Source organism: Bacillus seohaeanensis, from assembly GCF_042684945.1.
Classification (GTDB): domain Bacteria; phylum Bacillota; class Bacilli; order Bacillales; family Bacillaceae_B; genus Rossellomorea; species Rossellomorea seohaeanensis.
Genome location: NZ_JBHUMF010000035.1, coordinates 30,079 through 48,107, shown reverse-complemented (window position 1 = coordinate 48,107; position 18,029 = coordinate 30,079). Strand labels below are relative to the sequence as shown.

17 protein-coding genes are annotated in these 18,029 nt (G+C 38.9%); 9 read left to right on the top strand and 8 right to left on the bottom strand.

Translation table 11 applies throughout. The features are described from left to right. Position 1: 1 nt before the first annotated feature. Together glpK and ACFSUL_RS20645 are read left to right on the top strand one after the other, a co-directional pair. Positions 2 to 1,495, top strand: a complete 1,494-nt coding sequence (glpK, locus tag ACFSUL_RS20650) for a glycerol kinase GlpK (protein WP_377938179.1) — start codon at positions 2 to 4, stop codon at positions 1,493 to 1,495. Positions 1,496 to 2,200: 705 nt separating this feature from the next. Next, positions 2,201 to 3,859, top strand: a complete 1,659-nt coding sequence (locus tag ACFSUL_RS20645) for a glycerol-3-phosphate dehydrogenase/oxidase (protein ID WP_377938177.1) — start codon at positions 2,201 to 2,203, stop codon at positions 3,857 to 3,859. Between the two features lie 114 nt (positions 3,860 to 3,973). On the opposite strand, the gene ACFSUL_RS20640 is transcribed toward ACFSUL_RS20645, so the two are convergent. Next, positions 3,974 to 4,855: a hypothetical protein gene (locus ACFSUL_RS20640; RefSeq protein WP_377938175.1), complete on the bottom strand. Its 882-nt coding sequence runs from the start codon at positions 4,853 to 4,855 to the stop codon at positions 3,974 to 3,976. Between the two features lie 277 nt (positions 4,856 to 5,132). Between ACFSUL_RS20640 and ACFSUL_RS20635 the strand changes: the two genes are divergently transcribed. The 5 genes from ACFSUL_RS20635 to ACFSUL_RS20615 all read left to right on the top strand — a co-directional run bounded on the left by ACFSUL_RS20635 (position 5,133) and on the right by ACFSUL_RS20615 (position 9,474). Beyond that, on the top strand, positions 5,133 to 5,675 hold the full coding sequence (locus ACFSUL_RS20635; protein ID WP_377938173.1) for a DUF6241 domain-containing protein: 543 nt from the start codon (positions 5,133 to 5,135) through the stop codon (positions 5,673 to 5,675). Positions 5,676 to 5,752: 77 nt separating this feature from the next. Then, entirely contained in the window at positions 5,753 to 6,655 is a 903-nt protein-coding gene (locus ACFSUL_RS20630; protein ID WP_377938171.1) for an acetamidase/formamidase family protein, read from the top strand. A gap of 377 nt (positions 6,656 to 7,032) precedes the next feature. Beyond that, on the top strand, positions 7,033 to 7,437 hold the full coding sequence (locus ACFSUL_RS20625; protein WP_377938169.1) for a hypothetical protein: 405 nt from the start codon (positions 7,033 to 7,035) through the stop codon (positions 7,435 to 7,437). A 156-nt stretch (positions 7,438 to 7,593) separates the two neighbouring features. Further along, complete coding sequence (locus ACFSUL_RS20620; protein WP_377938167.1) at positions 7,594 to 8,064, top strand: hypothetical protein; 471 nt, start codon at positions 7,594 to 7,596, stop codon at positions 8,062 to 8,064. A gap of 504 nt (positions 8,065 to 8,568) precedes the next feature. Continuing rightward, on the top strand, positions 8,569 to 9,474 hold the full coding sequence (locus ACFSUL_RS20615; protein WP_377938165.1) for an AEC family transporter: 906 nt from the start codon (positions 8,569 to 8,571) through the stop codon (positions 9,472 to 9,474). A gap of 104 nt (positions 9,475 to 9,578) precedes the next feature. Here ACFSUL_RS20615 and murB read toward each other — a convergent pair whose 3' ends face one another. Then, a complete protein-coding gene (gene murB / locus ACFSUL_RS20610) occupies positions 9,579 to 10,499 on the bottom strand; it encodes a UDP-N-acetylmuramate dehydrogenase (RefSeq protein WP_377938163.1) in 921 nt (306 codons plus the stop codon). Between the two features lie 313 nt (positions 10,500 to 10,812). Between murB and galE the strand changes: the two genes are divergently transcribed. Then, positions 10,813 to 11,817 carry a UDP-glucose 4-epimerase GalE gene (galE, locus tag ACFSUL_RS20605; protein ID WP_377938161.1) on the top strand — a complete coding sequence of 335 codons (1,005 nt, stop codon included), beginning with the start codon at positions 10,813 to 10,815 and terminating at the stop codon, positions 11,815 to 11,817. A 189-nt stretch (positions 11,818 to 12,006) separates the two neighbouring features. Here the strand turns inward: galE and ACFSUL_RS20600 are convergent, their stop codons facing one another. Next, positions 12,007 to 12,513, bottom strand: coding sequence for a hypothetical protein (locus ACFSUL_RS20600; RefSeq protein ID WP_071410645.1), 507 nt, complete (start codon positions 12,511 to 12,513; stop codon positions 12,007 to 12,009). A gap of 134 nt (positions 12,514 to 12,647) precedes the next feature. Then, on the bottom strand, positions 12,648 to 12,878 hold the full coding sequence (locus tag ACFSUL_RS20595) for a hypothetical protein (protein ID WP_377938158.1): 231 nt from the start codon (positions 12,876 to 12,878) through the stop codon (positions 12,648 to 12,650). A gap of 351 nt (positions 12,879 to 13,229) precedes the next feature. Here ACFSUL_RS20595 and ACFSUL_RS20590 point away from each other — a divergent pair, with 351 nt between their 5' ends. Then, positions 13,230 to 14,081 (top strand): helix-turn-helix domain-containing protein, encoded by an 852-nt coding sequence (locus ACFSUL_RS20590; protein WP_377938156.1) that lies wholly within the window; start codon positions 13,230 to 13,232, stop codon positions 14,079 to 14,081. Positions 14,082 to 14,107: 26 nt separating this feature from the next. On the opposite strand, the gene ACFSUL_RS20585 is transcribed toward ACFSUL_RS20590, so the two are convergent. From ACFSUL_RS20585 to ACFSUL_RS20570, 4 genes are all read right to left on the bottom strand, one after another. Next, positions 14,108 to 15,322: a M20 family metallopeptidase gene (locus ACFSUL_RS20585; RefSeq protein WP_071410648.1), complete on the bottom strand. Its 1,215-nt coding sequence runs from the start codon at positions 15,320 to 15,322 to the stop codon at positions 14,108 to 14,110. A gap of 129 nt (positions 15,323 to 15,451) precedes the next feature. Beyond that, positions 15,452 to 16,273: a MetQ/NlpA family ABC transporter substrate-binding protein gene (locus ACFSUL_RS20580; RefSeq protein WP_377938153.1), complete on the bottom strand. Its 822-nt coding sequence runs from the start codon at positions 16,271 to 16,273 to the stop codon at positions 15,452 to 15,454. 41 nt (positions 16,274 to 16,314) lie between these two features. Then, the gene (locus ACFSUL_RS20575) at positions 16,315 to 16,977 is read right to left on the bottom strand and encodes a methionine ABC transporter permease (RefSeq protein ID WP_377938150.1); all 663 of its coding nucleotides are present in this window, start codon (positions 16,975 to 16,977) and stop codon (positions 16,315 to 16,317) included. Then, positions 16,974 to 17,993, bottom strand: coding sequence for a methionine ABC transporter ATP-binding protein (locus ACFSUL_RS20570; RefSeq protein ID WP_377938148.1), 1,020 nt, complete (start codon positions 17,991 to 17,993; stop codon positions 16,974 to 16,976). The genes ACFSUL_RS20575 and ACFSUL_RS20570 overlap by 4 nt, the downstream gene beginning before the upstream one ends. Between the last annotated feature and the right edge of the window lie 36 nt (positions 17,994 to 18,029).

Below are 18,029 nucleotides of genomic sequence, written 5' to 3'. Positions count from 1 at the left end.
AATGGAAAAGTATATTTTATCATTAGACCAAGGAACAACAAGCTCACGTGCTATTTTATTTAATCATGCAGGAGAAATTGTAAGCTCTGCACAAAGGGAATTTGAACAGTTTTTCCAAAAGCCAGGCTGGGTGGAACATGATGCAAATGAAATATGGACATCTGTTCTTGCTTGTATCGCAGAAGCGTTGAGAAAAGCGGATATATCCGCAGAGCAAGTAGCAGGAATTGGGATTACAAACCAACGGGAGACAGCTGTCGTATGGGATAAAAACACAAGTAAACCAATTTACAAAGCGGTTGTTTGGCAGTCACGTCAAACGGATGAGATTTGTAAGGAGTTACGTGAAAAGGGTTACAATGACTTATTTAGAGAAAAAACTGGTTTATTAATAGATCCATATTTTTCTGGAACAAAAGTAAAATGGATTCTGGATAATGTAGAAGGTGCAAGAGAAAAAGCAGAGAAGGGAGACTTACTATTCGGTACGATTGACACTTGGCTTGTTTATAAGCTTTCCGGTGGTAAGAAGCATGTAACAGATTACTCTAATGCGTCCCGGACGTTGATGTACAATATTTATGATTTAGAGTGGGATGACGAGTTGCTTGAAATTCTCGATGTGCCAAAAAGTATGCTGCCAGAAGTACGTCCGTCTTCTGAAGTATATGCAACAACAGTTGATTACCACTTCTTCGGTCAAGAAGTTCCGATTGCAGGAATAGCGGGTGACCAGCAAGCAGCATTATTTGGTCAGGCTTGTTTTGAAACAGGAATGGCGAAAAATACGTATGGAACAGGCTGCTTTATGTTAATGAACACAGGTGAAAAAGGTGTTAAGTCGGAAAACGGTTTGTTAACAACACTTGCTTGGGGAGTAGACGGAAAAGTGGAGTATGCACTAGAAGGAAGTATCTTCGTCGCAGGATCTGCTATTCAATGGTTGCGCGATGGTTTACGTATGTTTGATCAATCACCTGAAAGCGAAGAATACGCGGCTAAGGTTGAATCAACGGATGGCGTCTATTTCGTCCCGGCATTTGTGGGACTTGGAACACCTTATTGGGATACGGATGCAAGAGGAGCAGTATTTGGCCTTACTCGTGGAACAACGAAGGAGCACTTTATCCGTGCTACATTAGAATCACTGGCATATCAAACGAAAGATGTTTTGGACGCAATGATTACTGATTCCGGAATTGATTTAAAAACGTTGAGGGTTGATGGAGGAGCAGTAAAAAATAATCTATTAATGCAGTTCCAAAGCGACATCCTTGGTGTACCGGTAGAAAGACCAGTTATCAATGAAACAACAGCATTAGGTGCTGCTTATCTAGCAGGTTTAGCTGTCGGTTACTGGAAAGACAAAGAAGAAATTTCAAAGCAATGGAAAAACGAACGAACGTTTACAAATAAACTAGATTCCGAGAAAAGTAAGAAATTGTATGAAGGCTGGCAAAAAGCGGTCGAAGCAACTAGGGTGTTTAAGCCGTAACATAGCGATTATCTATTTAACTATTTATTCAACTGTTGAATTTTAATGAATATTCAACAGTTGAATTCAGAACCAAATTCACCTGTTGACTTTAGCTCTATTTTCAACTGTTGAAATAAAGCTGTTATTTAGTAGCTGCGACAAATAGGGACACCGTCGATCTACAATCCCCTTCTAAGAGGTAAAAGAGGTCTGCCCGCCTTTTGCCTTTATTAACGGATATGAATTACAAACTTCTCAATAATGTAACTGGTTATAGAGGGGGAAGACACCGTAGGGAATTAGCTGAAGCTCAGTAAAAAAAGATTGTTATAATTTTAACTGAGCAATTGCCGACTACATTTCGGTGTCCGTCCCTACGTACAAAGAAATACATTAAGCGGGAAAGAGTAGATCATCTACTATTTGAATAGGAGAGGGGACAGACCTCGTCTGCATAGGAAGGGTTAATTTATAATCTCCTTCCTGCAGATAATCAAAGTTTCCCTTCATAATTACCTTAAAATATGCTATAATAATTTTACAAGTTAATAGAATGTATCGGAGAAACGGAGAGACTACATACCTCTATAGATTAATATATTAATCTTAGGGTGTTTTGTGGTCTCTTTTTTTCTGCCTTGTTGTTACCTTATGAGATTTGGAGATTATCGAGGATAGCATCGTAACGACTAAGTTTATACATCTAAAAAAGGAGCGATGAAGTTGATATTTTCCAGTTTAAATAGAAAAGAAACGTATAAAAAAATGAATGAAACAAACCTTGATTTACTTGTTATTGGTGGAGGCATTACAGGATCCGGAATCGCATTAGATGCTGCGGCAAGGGGCATGAAGGTTGCGGTTGTGGAGATGCAGGACTTTGCTGCGGGTACATCAAGCAGATCAACTAAATTAGTTCATGGTGGCCTGCGCTATCTAAAACAGTTTGAAATTAAAGTAGTTTCAGAAGTAGGGAAAGAACGAGCTATTGTGTATGAAAATGGCCCACACGTGACGACACCAGAATGGATGCTACTACCTTTTTATAAAGGTGGAACATTCGGTCCGTTTACAACAAATATCGGCCTTCGCGTCTATGATTTTCTTGCTGGTGTAAAGAAAAGCGAGAGAAGACAGATGTTTGGTAAAGACGAAGCCCTAAGAAGAGAGCCTCTTTTGAAAAAACAGGATATGAAGGGTGCAGGCTATTACGTTGAGTATAAAACGGATGATGCCCGCCTTACGATTGAAGTGATGAAAAAGGCGATTGAAAAAGGGGCACAGGCTCTTAATTATGCAAAAGTTTCCGAGCTACTTTACAAAGATAATAAAATAATTGGTGTAAAAGTAAAAGATATGATTGATGGCAGTGAGCATACTATTTATGCGAAACAAATCGTCAATGCAGCAGGTCCTTGGGTGGATACATTAAGGGAAAAAGATAACTCTAAACGAGGAAAAACGTTGCAGCTTACAAAAGGGATTCATTTAGTTTTTGATGGAAAAAGATTTCCGTTAAAGCAAGCTGTTTACTTTGATACACCAGATGGACGGATGGTATTTGCGATTCCTCGTGAAGGAAAAACATATGTTGGTACAACAGACACGGTATATAAAGGAAATATCGCTCACCCAACGATGACGGAAAGCGACCGTGATTATGTATTAAAAGCGATTGATTATATGTTCCCTGAGGTCAAAATTAAGGCAGAGGATGTAGAGTCAAGCTGGTCTGGTTTGCGACCGCTAATTCATGAAGAAGGAAAAGATCCATCTGAAATATCAAGAAAAGATGAGATTTTCGTTTCGGAATCAGGATTTATTTCCATCGCAGGAGGTAAATTAACTGGCTATCGAAAAATGGCAGAAAGCATTGTTGATTTAGTTGCGAAAAACCTACATGAGTTAGAAGGGGCTAATTATCCAGGAACACCGACAATGCACCTTCCTATTTCAGGAGGAGATGTGGGTGGATCGAAAGGTTTCGCTCGTTTTAAGCAAGAAAAAGTAAAAGAAGGAATTAACCTTGGTTTAACAGAAGACGAAGCAACTCTTGTCACCCAGCGATACGGGTCGAACGTCGATAAACTCTTCTCCTTGTACGAAGAGGAAAAAGTAAAAACGAAGGAAGACAACCAACTTGCATTAGTATTTGCAATGGTACGATATTCCGTAGAATATGAACTTGTCTACAAGCCTGTTGACTTTTTTATCCGACGCACAGGAGCACTTTTCTTCAATATTAATTGGGTTAGAAAATATAAAGAAGAAGTGATAACGTATATGGCAAGCATGCTTGGTTGGACGGCAGACCAGGTGAGCGATTATACAGAAGAACTGGATAAATTAATATATGAGACAAATCATCCTGTAGCGGGGTGAGGGGAAAACAGAGGCATCGTTTATTGAAGGATGTCTCTGTTTTTTGTATTGGGGACCTTTCTTTCTTCGTTAAAATAATACGGATAACATAATTGTCGCTTTTCTGACAGTTTCCTATTCTTCTAGTTCATCCTCAACCCAATTTCCTTCTAGTACTTTTCCATCCGGATCGACAGCCTTTCCCTGACCATGTCGTTCCCAATCCTTCACTTCTCCAACATAAGTTTCTCCGTTAGCTAGTGTAAAAGTCCCCTGCCCATTCGGAGCATCATTTTTCCATTGTCCCTTATAGACATTTCCGTCACGATCGATAAATGTTCCTTCCCCATGTCTAAGACCATTTTTCCATTGTCCTTCGTAATGAGCATCCAACCAAAGCATTTGGACTGTTTGTTCACCGTACCCTTCCTCTTGATTGTCTTTCCATTCTCCGTTGTAGGAAATTTTTGCAAGAAATCCAAAGTTCGTTACTTCTTTTCCAGTACCGTTACGGAGATCACTTTTCCACTCTCCATTATAAAAACCGGAGTAATTGGAAATTTTACCCTTACCATCTTTTAATCCATCTTGCTTATCTCCTTCATAAATTCCCATGACTATCTCGTCTTGCTCATATTCAATACTCGCGGGTAAACCTGCAATGAAAAAAAGAACGATAAGTAACAATGTATACTGCCATATTATTTTCCAGCGAGTCGTCTTTCCGATGCAGCGTATCTTTGCAGGTTTAATCAATCCTATTAAAATGGCAAAAATAGAAACTAAACCAAAGATTGCACCAATAAGCATGAAAAAGATTGGCCATCTAGTAACTAAGGTGATTAGTATGATAAATAAAAAGAGAAGTGAAGAACCCCATACTTTCATAACAGACCATCTATTTCTTCGTTCTACTGGTCTCCAATACACTGCCCACCGTGGTTTCACTAACCCAATCAACAATTCAATTAAGACAATTATTGTAAGGGTGAGAAAAAAGTTCACTAACATAGTCATATAAAACTACCTCTATTCTATAAAAATAATAATTTCAAATTTAGAAAGACTAAAAGGGGGGAGGCTTAATTGTAGTAAGTTTTTTGTAGTAACAATTACCCATTATCTTTAGACTTGGTAATTATAGCATAAAAAAACAAATGGATATCATTTTTCTATTACTACGTTGTCAGCTTCTAACAATAAGGAAATGAGAATATGGAAGGAAAATCTTGAATTCATAGAGAATGTAAATATAAAAGGTCTAAGCTATAAAAAGATAATGGAGGAGGATGCTGTGAGTAAAAAGAAAAAGTATCTATTTATAGCATACATTATCGCTTTTCTAGTTGTTGTTTCTTCTCTAACAACGTACTCTTTTTTAACCACTAGTCCAGAACGAATAAAGGCCGACGAGAAAAAAAGTACAGAAGAGGCTTCTAAAAAAGTAGAGGGAGATACGTCTGTTAATACAGGAGAGAGCAATGAAAATCCGTTTAATGAGGAAGTTGCGACACCATTAACGGAGACAGTTCTTCAACAATATATTCATGCAATGAGTCATCAAAAAGTAGAAGCAGAAGAAAAATGGTCTTTTTATAAAATGACGGATGACCGTATTCAGTTTTTGCTCAACCAATTAGAAGCCGAGGACTACGAACATGAGGAGCTATATCATACGATTTTGTTGAAATGGCAGGAAGGCGACTTATCCTCCGTCGACGACGACCACAATGAAATTTGGAACTTACAAGGGGGAACCGTTGGAGAAGCGACAGGAATACTAACAAAAGAAGAAGAAAACCAATACCTCCAAAAACAAAAAAATGAAAAAAGATAACCAAAGGTCCGTCCCCAACCACGGTGTTGCATTAAAGCAGTGAGGGACGGACCTCGAATTAGGAAGGGGAATTTCGAATGGCAAAGACACTTACGAAAGAAAACTATTTTTATGCATTTAGTAAAGATAATAATGCTTCTATGACCGTTGCTTCCGGTGACCAAGTGGTGATTGATACATATGATTGTTTTCAAAATCAAATTACTTCTGAACAGGCAGCATTTCAATCAATTGATTGGGACCAGATTAATCCTGCAACAGGGGCTATATTTGTAGAAGGGGCACAACCGGGAGATGTGCTGAAAGTGAAAATTGATAATATCGAGTTAGGAGAACGCGGTGTTATGTCGGTCGGTCCCGAGCTTGGGGTGATGGGACATCGGCTTGAAGAGTTTCAGGTGAAAATGATTCCAATTCAAGATGGGAAAGCTGTTTTTAATGAGAAACTCCATTTACCTTTAAATCCGATGATTGGTGTAATTGGAGTTGCACCGGAAGCAGATCCTGTTTCATGCGGTACACCTGGAGCGCATGGTGGAAATATGGATACAACACTAATAACAACAGGGGCTACGCTGTATTTTCCCGTATTTCAAGAAGGGGCATTATTCGGATTAGGGGACCTTCATGCTGCAATGGGTGACGGCGAAATCGGTGTTTCCGGTATTGAGATTCCTGGAAAAGTTACCGTCACGTTGGAGGTCATCAAAGATCGTTCGATTCCCTACCCTTATGTGGAAAATGAAGAAGGAATTGCGGTGATTGTCTCAAAGGAAACATTAGATGACGCTGCAAAAACAGCTGTCGAAGTGATGATCGATGCTATCCTTCCACACACCGACCTCACAATCGGGGAACTGACAATGCTATTTAGTGCTGTGGGTCAATCACAAGTCTCGCAAATTGTAGATCCATTGATGACGGCACGTTTCTTTGTCCCGCGTCAGGTGCTAGATGCTTATGGGATTAAATTATTCTAATTGGGAGGTCCTTACTTTGGTGCTTTAAGTTAATAAAGTAAAGTCGAGAGGTCCGTCCCTCAGTGCTTTAAATTGGTAAAGATTTTGCAAAAGAATACAAACTAGTAAAAGGAAGGTCTCCATTTATGGGACTTTCCTTTTTAAGTGCGGTCCTAGAGTCCGGGGGCAAGGTTTCACTTCCTCCCTACGAAAAGGAACGGTCCATTACCCACAAACAACAAACTTTACGAAAACAGCCATTTAAAAAGGGACAATCACCCTTTTTAGGAAAAATGTCATTATGTACATGAATGACTATACCGCTAGTCCCTCTTTTCATAAGATATAACGAGTTGCATTAGAGTAGAAAACAAGAAATATAGGAAAGGAGTAAAGAGATGGACAACCGTGCATTGTCAGAGAATTTACAGGCTGTGTTAAAGAGATTGCAGGGGTTGGAACGACTAATCTATGATCAAGATAATAGAATTGATTCTCTTCAAAAAGAGTTAGAAGAAGTTCGTCAAAAAATAGGACAAGACAACGCGGAACAATTGAAAAGGACTAGAGAGGAGTCATTCTACCGTCCGCCGCATTCACCACATTTCCCACCAATTTTTCAGCCAGTGTATCCATATCCACCACAGTATTCAGAGAATGACAAAAAGCCTCCTAAGAAGGAGAAAAAGGGATTCGAAAACCTATTTACAATGGATAACCTCCAGATGGTTCTCACTGTATTAAATAGCTTGAATGAGAAAAACGACGAACCTGAAAGTGACATGGATAGCTATCAAGAATAAACAACGTGTGGAACCTCTTTTATAAAATAAAGGGGTTTTTTAGATTTATAAGTTTGCTTTAATGACTTAAAGGGACAAGGAAAAGATGGCTTTTTTCATATCAGTAGTATAAGCCTCATACTTATCTAAATAAATACGTATTTGGAAGGTGACGTTATGAGGAGAAAAAGAAAGCCTTTACCAGCCATATTGATTGGATTGTTGATTATTGTGGCTGGAGTTTTCTTGACTAAATGTGCCTTCACTTCTTTTTCTAGTGATGACCCAGAAGAAGTAGTGAGAGAATTTTATAATTATGAAAAAGAAGGGGATTTTGGATCTTCCTGGGAACTTTTTCATTCAGAAATGCAAAAGCGATTTTCAAAGGGAGATTATATTGAAACGAAAAATCATGTGTTTATAGGTCACATGGGAGTAGAAACTTTTGAAGTAGAGATTGGAGAAATCGAAAATATTGGTGAATGGGAGTATAAACAAGGTGACGAGGTAGATACGTTTACTGATGTAAAGGCAGCCGAAGTTGATATGATCTATGAAAGTGATTATGGGTTGATGACAATAAGTCAAGTTTGTTATGTAGCGCAAGAGAAAGGCGAGTGGAAGGTTTTGTGGGATTATAATTTTTAGAAGTGAAGGGATCCTTCTGGCTGTTTTAAATTGAAAAGTAGTTAAGTGTTTTTTTGTGAGCTACAAAGGATATAAAAATTCAATCAAACGTTTGTTCAAGAAAGGGAAAGTAGGCAGATAAAGGGTTTTATAGATTTGAACAAACGTTTGAACAAGAGAAGTTTCTTCATCCTATTAGTTGAATTAGGAAAGTAACATTTGCAATTTTATTAAAGGTCCGTCCCCAATTGCTTTAAAGTATTAAAGTTGAATAGCAGAATAGTTGAAAGATATGTTACTATAATTTATATGAAAGTTGGAAAAATAAAGGATATGCATATCCGCTTTTTCTTTTTGCAGTTTAAGGAAGTGTAAACTATTCACATGTAGATTATTGTTCTGTTGGAGTAATTTATGTCTTGATCCAATGCTTAGTTGAGGCTGTTTTTAGGGTATGGCTGATCCAGACACCCGAATCTTTGCTTCAGTGGCTTACCTACATAAGGAAATCAGGTGAAATGTAATATGGAATTTATTGTTGTACTAGTACCGGTGTTTTGTATTTTTGCACTCGGTTTTATTGGGCAAAAGGTGATTGGCTTTGATCCGAAGGCGTTATCAACAATGGCTCTTTACTTAATGTCTCCCGTTCTGGCATTCAGAACTTTTTATGAAAATGAGCTGAATATGGACTATCTCTATTTGGCGGTTTATGGGTTAGGCATCTGCTTTGGTTTAATTTCCATTGTGTATGCTATTGCCTATTTTAAAAAGTACTCGAAAAGTGAAACGAGTAGTCTCATTCTATCTTCCGTTTTTATGAATAATGGAAATTACGGGACACCAGTAGCGCTTTTTGCTTTTGGAGCAGTAGGGTTTGATATTGCAGTTATCTTTATGGTAATTCAACAGTTGATTATGAGCACAATCGGTATTTATTATGCAGCAAAAGGAAGCGACGAGCATGATGGCATCCGAGCAGCGCTAATGGCTGTTGTACGCATGCCTGTTGTGTATGGAGCTATTTTAGGAATAGTATTCCAACTTACTCGCATAGATATTTCAGAAATATTTTATGAGTCTATCAATCTAGTAGCGGATGCGGCAATCCCGACAATTATGATTATTCTCGGCATGCAGCTTGCAAAAATATCCCTGAAAAAGCTTGAGATAGAAAAGGTTTCTTACTCATTAATAATCAAGCTTGCTATTTCGCCTTTGCTTGCTGTTGTATTTGCGATGATACTACCTGTTTCAGAAATCGTTCGCAATGTCATGATATTAATGGCAGCAATGCCGTCAGCGGCAAACACAACAATGTTTGCTTTGCAGTTCAATACAAAACCGGATTTTGTCTCCTCGGTAACGTTGATTAGCACATTATCAAGCATTGTAACATTGCCGATTGTGCTGTGGTTGATTTCTGGTTAGGCAGGTGGAAGGGATTTATCGGCGAACCGGAAAATATAGACATAATTCTCTTTCAACAACAAACGGTACACCCTTCACATAGGGTGTACCGTTTGTTATAAAACTCACTTTTCCAAGTCCTCACCAATAATCCTTACTTCCCGCTCCAGCTCAACGTTGAATTTCTCTTTCACCGTTTTTTGAACATGCTCGATAAGGGAAATATAGTCTGTTGCCGTTGCGTTATCCTTGTTAACAATAAATCCTGCATGCTTCGTAGAAACTTCAGCGCCACCAATATTCTTTCCTTGTAGGTCGCTATCTTGAATAAGTTTCCCCGCAAAGTAGCCTGGAGGACGTTTAAAAACACTTCCGCAAGATGGGAATTCAAGCGGTTGTTTGGATTCTCTTTTATACGTAAGATCATCCATAATCGCTTTAATATCCTCGTATTTACCATGTTTTAAGTGGAAGGTTGCTTCAAGAACGATATCACCATTTTCGGGAATATTACTTGTACGGTAATCAAGAGCAAGATCTGCTGCTTCCCGCTTCACGAGTTCACCGTGGCGGTCTACAACGATTGCATGATCCAAAACATCTTTGATTTCGCCTCCGTAAGCTCCAGCGTTCATAAATAGCGCTCCACCGACCGTTCCGGGAATCCCACAAGCAAATTCTAGGCCAGATAGATTCTCAGCCAGTGCTTTGCGAGACGCTTCAATAATGGCTGCGCCACTTTGCGCAACGAGCGTCGTACCGTCTGTGGAAATATCGTTAAAGTTCTTCAGGTGAATAACAATTCCACGAATCCCGCCGTCTTTAACAATTAAGTTAGAGCCGTTTCCTAACAATGTGAAAGGAATATTCTCTTCATTCGAAAGCTTTACGACATTTTGAACTTCTTCATAAGTCGTTGGAGTTATAAAAAAGTCCGCTTTCCCACCTAGTTTCGTATACAAATGATTTCTCAACATTTCATCCACTTTAATCGTATCTTCAGCAACAACAGTTAATAACTTTTCATACACTTGACGATTATTCATATTCATCATCCTATAGTAAAGTTTGTCTCCTTCATTTTTAATTCGATAAGAAACACTCACGTATCATTATATGACTAAATCGCCTAGAAGTTAAATCATTTATTTCTGGAAGTACTTGCCTTTGGCTCTTCACATTGAAAGGTCCGTCCCTCATCGCAGTAGAGAGTGAAAGTTCAGAGGTCCGTCCCTCACTACTGTACCGTGTTAGAGGACAGGTGCAGAAATGAATATTTTATAGTTTTTTTCGTAGGTATATATAAAGCCCTTTGTGGCGTGGTGGGTTACTACGGGTAGGTTGGAGGGAGTGGTAGAAGTGGCTGTGTTGGTTTGTGGTGGAGCGGGTTATATTGGGAGTCATACGGTAAAAGCATTATTGAAGCGGAAGGAAGAGGTAATTGTTTTAGATAATTTTCAACAAGGTCATACAGAGGCTGTCGACGATGAAGCCCTACTATACAATGGGGATCTAAGAGATGAAGCGATAGTAGAGGAAATTTTTCTTAATCATAAAATAACATCGGTGATTCACTTTGCTGCAAATTCCCTTGTTGCCGAAAGTGTCAGAAATCCCCTCAGCTATTATGATAATAACCTATACGGGACGCTTTGTTTAGTAAAAGCGATGAATAAATACGGAGTAAAGCAAATCGTTTTTTCATCAACTGCTGCGGTTTATGGAGATCCAGTAAGCACTCCAATTTTAGAAACAGATCCTACACATCCAACTAATCCTTATGGAGAAACAAAATTAGCTACTGAAAAAATGTTGAAATGGTGTGCAGCGGCCTACAATATGCAATACATCATCCTCCGTTATTTTAACGCAGCAGGTGCGGACATGGGCGGTGAAATTGGTGAGGACCACAATCCCGAAACACACTTGATTCCGCTGGTCTTACAAGCTGCGTTACGAAAAAGAGAAAAAATAATGATTTATGGTGATGACTATGATACACGGGATGGCACATGTATTAGAGATTATATTCATGTCGATGACCTCGCCAGCGCACATGTAGTAGCGCTAGAAAAATTACGAAGAAACCGAAAGAGTGGAACGTATAACTTAGGAACGGAAAAGGGTTTTTCGGTAAAAGAAGTAATCGATGCTGCTTGTAAAGTAACGGGTGTCAATATTGTTGCTGAAAAAGCGGCTCGTCGTACGGGTGACCCAGCGGTACTAATTGCTTCTTCGGCAAAGGCGAAAAAAGAACTAGAATGGAAACCGAAGTATGAGTCACTGGAAGAGATCGTCACAAGTGCGTGGAGATGGTTTCAAAAGTACCCGGAAGGTTATAAAAGCAAAAGTTATGTACAGTAATCATAAAAAATACGAAGCAAATTATTTTTCATATAGAAATTTGTCTTCTCCTTTGCGTATTTATTTATGCCATTTCGCAAATCGGGCCCAGTTTGGATAACGACATATTGTAAGCGTAGTTTTAGCGGGTAATGGTTATTTTAATCAAGGGGAGAAAGGAGGTTAGAAACCTTCTTTCTCCTTTCTGATTTAAAACGAAAATACGGATTCTTTATAAAGCACTCTGCCTGCCTCCACACCAAGTTCGAAAGCTTTGTAGCCTGTCACTGTAAAACATTTTGTTTCTATTTGTGAAAAGTATTCTTGGGATTCAGAGGCAATATTGTCTAGTAGGTCCTCGACGAGAAGAGCAATTTCCTCTTTATAGGCAGAATCCAACATATTAGCTGCTTGCTGAACACCATAAGAAAAGCCTTTTGTGAAAAGTTGAAGTCCATAACTTTCCATCATTTTCATGAAAAAGGGACCTTTAAAAAGATAGGTGATATTCTGAAGTTGAAGGTCATCCTTTGCAACATTATGAATGGATTTAAAAAGTTGATGGGTAATGTTTTCGTAGCTTTGAAGGATGTACTGCTGTAGGTCATTCGTTAACTTTCTATTTTTTTCTCTATTTGTTCGGAAGCGAGACAGATGCTTGGATTTGACAAAGTTAACGTTTAAGTCGGGGCGAGGATGATTTTTCTTTTCAGACATAGTAAAGAAACCTCCTGAGAGTATTAGTTTATTTTTTGAGTAACGGAGTAAATAAGGTTAGGTTGGATAGGAGACTGGCTAGGGGTGTAAGGGAATCGTTGTAGAGAGGGGATGCTTATTACATTGTTTTAATACTAAAATTGTCCGTTCATCCCCAATGATTTTTCTATACGTACAATATCTTTCTTCGTATTCCAATTCTCTTTTACCAACAAATTGACACTATCAATCAGTTCTTGTTGGCCTTCTTCTACAGCTAGCATTCTTGACTTCAAACTATCCATTCTTGTCTCTAGCTTAGTAAATCCTTCTTTCATTGCCACTTGCAATTCCTTAATAGCTTGTAAAATTACATTCTGTTCCATTTTTATCACCTCCTTGGTTTCTCTATTATAGCACCTTCGACCCAGGATACAAATATTAAACATATTACAAAGGTCCGTCCCTCACTGCGTTAAAGCGATGAGGGACGGACCTTTGCTAGATAAAAAAGGACACTTCCCACAAAGAGAAGTGCCATCAACAGGTATTGTTTTGATGATGATTCTATTAAAACATATTTTGGAGATTTGCGTATTTCTATTCTCCGTGCATGAAGGTGTCTTTTATCCAACTTTCTTCGAATATATTCCCTGTATCTGATAAAATATTAATATATTAATATTTTTGAGGTGGCGTCTATGGATTACTCCGCCATAGGGAGAAAAATAAAAGAATTGCGTAAAACTATAGGTATCACGCAAGGGGAACTAGCAAAAGGAATTTGTACGCAGGCACTTATTAGTAGAATAGAAAAGGGTGATATCTATCCAAGTGCAACGGTATTGTATGAAATTTCGCAGAGACTTGGAGTTGATGTGAACTACTTTTTTGAGATAGGTTTAACTCCTCGGTTGGATTATATAAAGGAAGTAGAGCATCAACTAAGGGTGTTGAGAAGGGCATTCCGATATGAAGAGATGATGGAAATGGTCAGAGTCGAGGAACAAAACCCGCTATTTACGAATAATGAGAAAAACCTTCAACTTTTATATTGGCACAAGGGGATTTACCTCTTTGAAGCAAAACAGGAGAGGGAAGCTGCCTTGCAAATTCTTCAGCAAGCACTCGAACTTACCAATACGCTAAAAAAGGCATGGACAGAAAGAGAGATGGAAATCCTTCTTTCAACGGGGGCTGTCTATTTTAAAGAAAACTTTTTAGAAAAGGCTCTCGAAATATACAACGATTTAAGAAGTCACTTAAAATCATACAAACGACTGCAAGATATAACGATAAAAACTAGGTTGCTATACAATTTATCCAGAGTATACACACGACTAGGCGAATATAAAAAGTCTATTCATCTTACAAATGAAGGGATTCAATGGTGCAAAGAATCCGAGCATATATTTATGGTTGGGCAGTTTTATTATAATTTAGGCTATAATAATGAGCTTCTTCACAATTATGACAAGGCAATCCCACACTATGAAAAAGCTCAACTAATTTTCCATCTTCAAAACGACTACAAATACGACCAGTACATAGAGGGAAGACTAGCTAAACTAAAAAAACTCGAGAAGTAATCTAACTTCTCGAGTTTCATCATAGTTTATCCATTTAATTCCGCCTGTTTACGTTCTTCGAATTCCTTCTTCATTTCAGCTAATAAATCCGAATCCGTCAAAACTTCCAAGCCTGTCAATGCCAAGCCCTTCGCACCAAAAATTAAAGCACGATCTCCTTCGGGGGATTTGGCTGCTTCTCTAAATTCATCTGTGTGAACAACGAGATTTTCAGGTCCAATTTTAATATAAGGATGAATCGTTGGGACAACGCGGCTAATATTTCCGGCATCAGATGAGCCAAGTCCTTTTCTTTCTGTTGCATCAAAAGGTTCGCCAAGCGATTCCACTACCGTTTGGAATACTTTATCAAACGTACGGTTCAATTGAAAATGATCTACTTCATTTTGAATTTTAATAATGTTAAGGTTCGTTCCGGTAGCCAATGCAGCACCTTCTGCGATAGTCTTTACTTTTTTCGTTACTTCATCACAAGCTATACGAGTCTTCGCTCGGATAAAAAATCGAGCCTTTGCATATTGAGGAACAATATTTGGTGCTTCACCGCCATGCGTGATGATTCCGTGAATTCGAACGTCATCTGTTACATGCTGGCGAAGGGCGTTGATTCCGTTGAATAATTGGATAACACCGTCCAATGCATTAATCCCATCTTCAGGAGACGCAGCAGCATGTGCAGCTTTTCCATGAAACTCAAAATCAAGCGGATCGACTGCTAACGTTTCTCCAGTAAAAGTAGTGCGGTTAAAAGGATGAGCCATTAGGCAAGCATCAATTCCGTCAACCAATCCATGTTTGACAAAGCTTCCTTTCGCACTTCCATTTGGTCCGCCTTCCTCAGCAGGTGTTCCAAGAACTAACACTTCACCGCCAGTTTCTTCTAAAACGGAAGAGAGGGCAATTCCTGCTGCCACACTTGTTGTTCCAATAATATTGTGTCCACATGCATGGCCCAATCCTGGAAGTGCATCATACTCTGCTAAAAAGCCAATCGCTGGACCGGGCTTATCGGACTTTTTACGAGCAAGAAAAGCTGTTTCATGACCAGCAACACCGCGTTCCACAGTGAATCCATGCTTTTCAAGAAAACTAGACAACAACTTCGAAGCAAAAAACTCTTCATTACCAATTTCAGGATTATCATGGATCGAATGACTGATCGAAATCAGTTCCTTTTCCAAGCCATCAATTTTAGAAAGAATGCTTTCTTTTATTTGATCAAACGTTTGAACAGCAGTCATATGTATACCTCCATTTAATTTGTTTTTTTGTGCCAGGCACAGAAAGCATGAATTGTTCCTGGCACAAAAGACTTGATTTGTTCCAGGAACAAAACCTCCCGGAACAAAGCCAAAGCCCTCCCCTATAAATTACTCTCCAATTTCGCTAAGCGGTACGAATGTTGGAATTAGTGATTTTTTATATACTTTATTCACGTGATCTGCTACATCATCCGTTTGGAAGATTTCAACAATCTTTTTGTATGTTTCATTGTCTTTGTCTTCTGTACGAGCAGCAATGATATTAATATAAGGCGTTGCTGTGTCGCCTTCTCTGAAAATGGAATCCTCCACAGGGATGAATCCAGCTTCTACTGCTACACCATTGTTGATAACAGAACCAGCTACGTCTGGAAGTACACGCGGTGTTTGTGCTGCAACAACAGCTTCAAACTTTATGTTTTTTGGATTTTTTGTAATGGCTTCAAGATCACCGTTTCCATCAAAGCCTTCTTCTAGTTCAATTAAGCCTGCTTCTTGTAAAAGTAGAAGGGCGCGTCCCATATTTGTTGCTTCTTGTGGGACAGCGATAGTGCTGCCTTCTGGAATTTCATCGGCTGATTTATATTTTTCAGAGTATAGTCCCATTGGTGCAATATACGTTGTACCAATCGGTGAAAGATCTAAATCTTTTTCTTCAATAAATGAATTGAAATAAGAAATTGTTTGGAAAGAGTTGATATCAATGTCCCCATCAGCTAATGCCATATTAGGACGAACATAATCGGCAAATTCAACAAGTTCAATTTCAATTCCTTCGTCTGCCGCTTTCTCTTTAATATACTCCCAAGTAGGTACACCAGAACCGTTGACACCAACCTTCACGACTTTCTTTTCACCGCCCGAACAACCAGCAAGTAAAGCTCCAACTAATAAAGCGAATGTAAGTATAATTCCAAATTTTCTCTTCATGGTGATTCTCCCTTATAAGTAATTTTTATAAAACCATCCTACTATCTTCTTCTAATGGATTTAGAAAATCTGTTTCCGAATGTTTGCATTCCTTGGACCATCACAACAAGAATAATAACGGTCACAATCATGACAGATGTCTCAAACCGTTGATACCCATAGGCGATTGCAAGGTCACCAAGGCCGCCTCCCCCGACAGCACCAGCCATTGCGGATGCGCCGACTAGTCCAACTGTTGCAATTGTAATATTCAATACAATCGAGCTTAAAGCTTCCGGAATTAATATTTGAAAAACAATCTGCCACGGAGTAGCACCCATCGCTTCAGCTGCTTCAATAACTCCTGGTTCGACTTCAAGTAAGGAACTTTCAATCAATCTAGCAATATATGGCGCAGCAAAAACGACTAATGGAACAATTGCAGCCGCCGTCCCAATCGATGTTCCCACAATAACGCGAGTAAAAGGGATAATTGCAACCATCAAAATAATAAATGGAATCGAGCGAAAAATATTAACAATCCCATTTAAAATGTTAAAAACAGCTTGCTGCTCCATCAAGTGACCTTTCCTTGTCACAACAAGAGCAATTCCTAAAGGAATCCCAATTAAAGCGGCAAATAATAGCGAAAATCCGACCATAACGAGTGTATCCCAAGTAGCTTCAATAATTCTTGGCCAAAATGTACCCCAATTTATGCTCATGATTCCCTAACCTCCTTCACTAAGATTTGTTTTTCTACAAAGTCGAGTGCTTTTCTTACTTCTTCTTGTTTGCCTTTGAACTCGACAATTAAATTTCCAAAAGGCTTTCCTTGCAACTCCGTAATCTGTCCAAATAACACATTCGCTTCGACATCAAATTGTTTGTTCACTTGAGAGAGAAGCGGCTGGCTGGCAGATTCCCCTAAAAATATTAATCTATAAATATTAGAAGGCTGATTCGATTTCAACTGTTCTAGTATTGAATCTGGAATATGATCATTCATGACACTTCTTACAAAGTTTTTCGCTGTGCGACTATCTGGTTGAGAGAAAACATCAAAAACGGTACCCTGCTCGATAACCTTTCCGTTTTCCATCACGGCAACTCTGTCACAAATTTCGCGGATAACATTCATTTCGTGCGTGATCATTAGGATTGTTATTCCGTACTCTTTGTTTACTTTTTTCAACAGTTGTAAAATTGCATCCGTTGTTTGCGGATCAAGGGCTGATGTTGCTTCATCACAAAGCAGGATATCGGGTGAAGTTGCTAATGCTCTTGCAATTCCGACACGCTGTTTTTGTCCTCCTGAAAGCTGATCCGGATAATAACTTGCTTTATCCTCTAGCCCCACGAATTGAAGGAGCTCTGTCACCCGTTTAGTAATTTCTGCTTTAGAAAACTTTGCGAGCTTAAGAGGATAAGCAATGTTTCCAAAAACGGTCCGAGAATGCAGCAAGTTAAAATGCTGAAAAATCATCCCAATCTTTTGTCGTGTTTTCCTAAGAGCTGCCTGATCGAGCTCTGTCATATCTTTATTATTAATAAAAATCTTACCGCTCGTCGGTCTTTCTAGTAAATTCACACAACGGATTAGCGTACTCTTCCCAGCACCACTAAATCCAATAACACCAAAAATCTCCCCTTTCTCAACGTCCAAGCTAATATCATTCACAGCATGAACCGGATTTCCATTACTCTCAAACACCTTTGTTACATTTTGTAGTGAAATCATGTTGTCCCTCCTTCTATTAGGTCCGTCCCCGGATAA